Below are 4547 nucleotides of genomic sequence, written 5' to 3'. Positions count from 1 at the left end.
GGGCCCTGCCCCGTTCCCGCTCGGCCGATCAGACGCCGTACTCGTCCAGCGGCGGGCAGGAGCAGACCAGGTTGCGGTCGCCGTACGCGCCGTCGATCCGGCTCACCGGCGGCCAGTACTTGTCCGCCGGGTTCACGCCCGCCGGGAAGACGGCCTCCTGCCGCGAGTAACCGTGCGCCCAGTCGCCGGCCAGCGTGGCGGCGGTGTGCGGGGCGTTGCGCAGCGGGTTGTCCTCGGCCGCCCACTCGCCCGAGCCGACCTTGTCGATCTCGCCGCGGATGGTGATCATCGCGTCGCAGAAGCGGTCGATCTCGTGCAGGTCCTCGGACTCGGTCGGCTCGATCATCAGCGTGCCGGCCACCGGGAAGGACATCGTCGGCGCGTGGAAGCCGTAGTCGATCAGGCGCTTGGCGATGTCGTCCACCGTCACGCCCGTCTCCTTGGTCAGCGGGCGCAGGTCGATGATGCACTCGTGCGCGACCAGCCCGCCCGGGCCGGTGTAGAGCACCGGGAAGTGCGGGGACAGGCGCTTGGCGATGTAGTTGGCGTTCAGCACCGCGACCTGGGTCGCGTGCTTGAGGCCCTCGCCGCCCATCAGCCGGACGTACGCCCAGGAGATCGGCAGGATGGCCGCCGAGCCCCACGGCGCGGCCGAGATCGGGCCGACACCGGTGGCCGGGCCGGCCTCCGGCTGGAGCGGGTGGTTCGGCAGGTGCGGCGCCAGGTGGGCGCGCACCGCGACCGGGCCGACGCCCGGGCCGCCACCGCCGTGCGGGATGCAGAAGGTCTTGTGCAGGTTCAGGTGCGAGACGTCCGCGCCGAACTTGCCCGGCTTGGCGAGGCCGACCAGGGCGTTCAGGTTGGCGCCGTCCACGTACACCTGGCCGCCGGCCTCGTGCACCAGGGCGCAGATGTCGGTGATCTGGGTCTCGTACACGCCGTGGGTGGACGGGTAGGTGACCATCAGCACGGCGAGGCTGTCGCGGTGCTGCTCGATCTTGGCCTTCAGGTCCTCCACGTCGACGTCACCGTCGACCAGGGTCTTCACCACGACCACGCGCATGCCGGCCATCACCGCGGAGGCCGCGTTGGTGCCGTGCGCCGAGGACGGGATCAGGCAGACGTCGCGCTGGGTGTCGCCGTTGGCGTGGTGGTAGGCGCGCACGGCCAGCAGACCGGCCAGCTCGCCCTGGGAGCCCGCGTTCGGCTGGATCGACACGGCGTCGTAGCCGGTCACCTCGACCAGCTGCTGCTCCAGCTGGCGGATCAGGGTCAGAAAGCCCTGGGCCTGGTCGATCGGCGCGAAGGGGTGCAGCTGACCGAACTCCGGCCAGGTCACCGCCTCCATCTCGGTGGTCGCGTTGAGCTTCATGGTGCAGGAGCCCAGCGGGATCATGCCGCGGTCCAGCGCGTAGTCCCGGTCCGACAGGCGGCGCAGGTAGCGCAGCATGGCGGTCTCCGAGCGGTGGCTGTGGAAGACCGGGTGGGTCAGGTACTCGTCCTCGCGCAGCAGCGCGGCGGGCAGCGCCTCGGCGCTCTCGGCGACCTCCACGCCCTCGACGCCGAACGCGGCCCAGACGCCGGCCAGGTGCTCGCGGGTGGTGGTCTCGTCGGTGGAGACCGAGATCCGGTCCTCGCCGTCCTGGTACACGTTGATGCCGTTGGCGCGGGCGGCGGCGGCGATCTCGGCGGCGCGGCCCGGGACGACGGCGGTGACGGTGTCGAAGAACTCGCCGTGCAGCAGCTCGACGCCGCCGGCCTTCAGGCCCTCCGCGAGGGCGGCGGCGTAGCGGTGGGTGCGACGGGCGATGTCGGCCAGGCCGTCCGGGCCGTGGTAGACGGCGTACATCGAGGCCATCACGGCGAGCAGCACCTGGGCGGTGCAGATGTTGCTGGTCGCCTTCTCGCGGCGGATGTGCTGCTCGCGGGTCTGGAGCGCCAGGCGGTAGGCGCGGTTGCCGTCGGCGTCGACGGAGACGCCGACCAGGCGGCCGGGCAGCGAGCGGGCGTACTCGGCGCGCACCGACAGGTAGCCGGCGTGCGGGCCGCCGAAGCCCATCGGCACGCCGAAGCGCTGCGAGGTGCCGCAGGCGATGTCGGCGCCCAGCGAGCCCGGGGACTTGAGCAGGGTCAGCGCGAGCAGGTCGGCGGCGACGGCGACGATGGCACCCAGGCCGTGCGCCTGCTCGATCACCGGGGCGAGGTCGCGGACCACACCGGTGGCGCCGGGGTACTGGAGCAGCACGCCGAAGACGCCGCGCTCGACGATCTCGGCCGGGATGCCCTCGGACAGGTCGGCGACGACGACCTCGACACCGGTCGGCACGGCGCGGGTGTTGATCACCGCGACGGTCTGCGGCAGGGTCTCGGCGTCGACCAGGAAGACACCGCCCTTGACCTTGGTGACGCGGCGGGCCAGCGCCATCGCCTCGGCGGCCGCGGTGCCCTCGTCCAGCAGCGACGAGCCGGAGGTCGGCAGGCCGGTCAGGTCGGAGACCAGGGTCTGGAAGTTGAGCAGCGCCTCCAGACGGCCCTGCGAGATCTCCGGCTGGTACGGGGTGTAGGCGGTGTACCAGGCCGGGTTCTCCATGACGTTGCGCAGGATCACCGGCGGGGTGAAGGTGCCGTAGTAGCCCAGGCCGATCATCGGCTGGAGCACCTGGTTGCGGCCGGCCAGCTCACGCAGCTCGGCGAGGACCTGGGCCTCGGTCCGGCCCCCGGGCAGGTCCAGGGCGGTGATGGAGCGGATCGCCTCGGGCACCGCGGTGGCGGCGAGTTCGTCCAGCGAGCCGTAGCCCACGGACGCCAGCATCTTGTCCTGCGCGGCCGCGTCGGGGCCGATGTGGCGGTTCTCGAAGGGGCTGGCCAGCTCAAGCTCGGTGAGGGTCGAGGCGCTGGTGGGGCGTCCCGCGTTCGGCTGGGCGTTCATGGTGGTCGAGGCCTCCTGGTCACGGACCGGCGGGGGTACGCACGCCGGCCGGCCAACGCCGCTGCGGACAGCGGACCGGCCTGGGCGGACGGACCCGAAAGGCCTCCCCCTCTGTCATCGGGACCTGAGAGCTTCGCCCGCACGTCGCGCTGTGGCGCTTCGTCGGCTTGCACCGTCGGTGAGGGTGGTGGTCGTCGGCTCCCGCGCCGGCGCTCCTGCCCTGCTTTCCAGAGTGACCTAGCCCGCACGGTACGGATGCCTGAGAGATTCCGGGGAGGAGTTGCTCCTTCGGCGCCCCGACCAGCGGTTTTCGCTGCCGGGGACTCTCCCGAGCGGGCTCGGCGGTCGCGGCCCAGATTACCAGCGGGAGGCCCTCGGATCACCGGTGCATCAGGTCACTCGGGGTCTACGCGCGTTCCCTCGGACGGTCCAGTGCGCAGCCCGTCCGGCGCACCCCGGTCGCGTTCGTCCGGTTCATGGCTTTTGGTGTGAAGTGGCGGACGGAACGGGTGCTCCGGCCGCCTTCCCGCGGGAGTTCCGCAGCCCAGCGCACTGGAGGAATGAGTGCAGACCGACATCGACCCCCGGGACCTCATCGGCCACAGGGCCGTCGACCGCAACGGAGACAAGATCGGCACGGTCGACGAGGTCTACCTGGACGACGCCACCGGCCGGCCCGAGTGGGCCGCGGTCCGGACCGGCATCTTCGGCCGGGACGCCTTCGTCCCGCTGACCACGAGCGAGTTCGCCGGCGACGAGCTCCGGGTGCCCTACGACAAGTCACTGGTCAAGGAGTCGCCGGACTTCGGCGTCGGCCAGCACCTGTCCCCCGCCCAGGAACTCCAGCTCTACCGCTACTACGGACTCGACACCCCGGTGGACGGCCGCCCGAACGGCGAGGACGGGCGCCGCGCCGAGCAGCCCGACCTCGACTTCGGCACCACCGCGGCCGCCACCGCGTCGACCGCGGCGGCCCCCGCCAAGTCGCTCACCTTCCACCACCCCGAGCGCCCCGCCGAGCCCGCGCCGGTCAGGGCCTCCGTCGCTCCCGTCGCCCCGGCCGTGACCGACGCCGGCGGAGCCGTCCCGGAGGCCGACCCGCGCACCCTCGGCGCCCCCGCTCCCGCCGCCGCTTCCCCGGCGCCCGCCCCCACGGCGCCGGTGGTGGAGCCGAAGCACCGGTCGCAGCCCGCCCCGGCACCGGCACCCGCCGCGGCCACCGCCGCGCCACGGACCGCCGCCATCCCGTCCACCCCCGCCGGCAGCCCGGTCGAGATCACCCGCCGGGAGGAACGGCTGGACGTCACCACCGAGTGGCACACCATCGGCACCGCGAAGCTGCGCAAGTACGTCACGACCGAACAGGTCGAGCGCCGCGTCCCGCTGGTCCACGAGCGCGTCCGGGTCGAGCGGATGCCGGTCGGTGAGGCCGAGCGCGCCGGCCTCACCGAGAAGGAGGTCGCCGAGGCCGTCGAGGAGGTCACCCTCCGGGAGGAACGCCCGGTGATCCGCAAGTACCTCGCCCCCGTCGAACGGGTCCGCCTCGTCGTCGAGCGCTACACCTTTGATTTTTTTGTCATGGAGGTATTCCGACGATTTATGGTGTTTATATATGTGT

2 protein-coding genes, 1 pseudogene and 1 riboswitch are annotated in these 4547 nt (G+C 72.4%); of the genes and pseudogenes, 2 read left to right on the top strand and 1 reads right to left on the bottom strand.

What is annotated here, in order from left to right:
- Positions 1-28 precede the first annotated feature (28 nt).
- Positions 29-2929: an aminomethyl-transferring glycine dehydrogenase gene (gene gcvP / locus ACFRMQ_RS38560; RefSeq protein WP_380735552.1), complete on the bottom strand. Its 2901-nt coding sequence runs from the start codon at positions 2927-2929 to the stop codon at positions 29-31.
- Between the two features lie 237 nt (positions 2930-3166).
- A riboswitch (glycine riboswitch) is annotated at positions 3167-3270 on the bottom strand.
- A gap of 223 nt (positions 3271-3493) precedes the next feature.
- Here gcvP and ACFRMQ_RS38555 point away from each other — a divergent pair.
- Positions 3494-3877, top strand: a pseudogene (locus ACFRMQ_RS38555) (PRC-barrel domain-containing protein); the annotation flags it as partial.
- 114 nt (positions 3878-3991) lie between these two features.
- On the top strand, positions 3992-4547 hold a 556-nt coding region (locus ACFRMQ_RS38550), incomplete at its 3' end, for a YsnF/AvaK domain-containing protein (protein ID WP_380735553.1).

Origin of the sequence: Kitasatospora sp. NPDC056783 (genome assembly GCF_042789895.1) — a bacterium.
GTDB lineage: Bacteria > Actinomycetota > Actinomycetes > Streptomycetales > Streptomycetaceae > Kitasatospora.
The sequence above is the reverse complement of the archived record's forward strand: the minus strand, read 5'-3'. Positions and strand labels throughout refer to the sequence as shown.

What these genes read in the sequence shown, in the direction of transcription:
- gcvP (WP_380735552.1), bottom strand. Translation starts at nt 2,929, where the DNA reads ATGAACGCCCAGCCGAACGCGGGACGCCCCACCAGCGCCTCGACCCTC.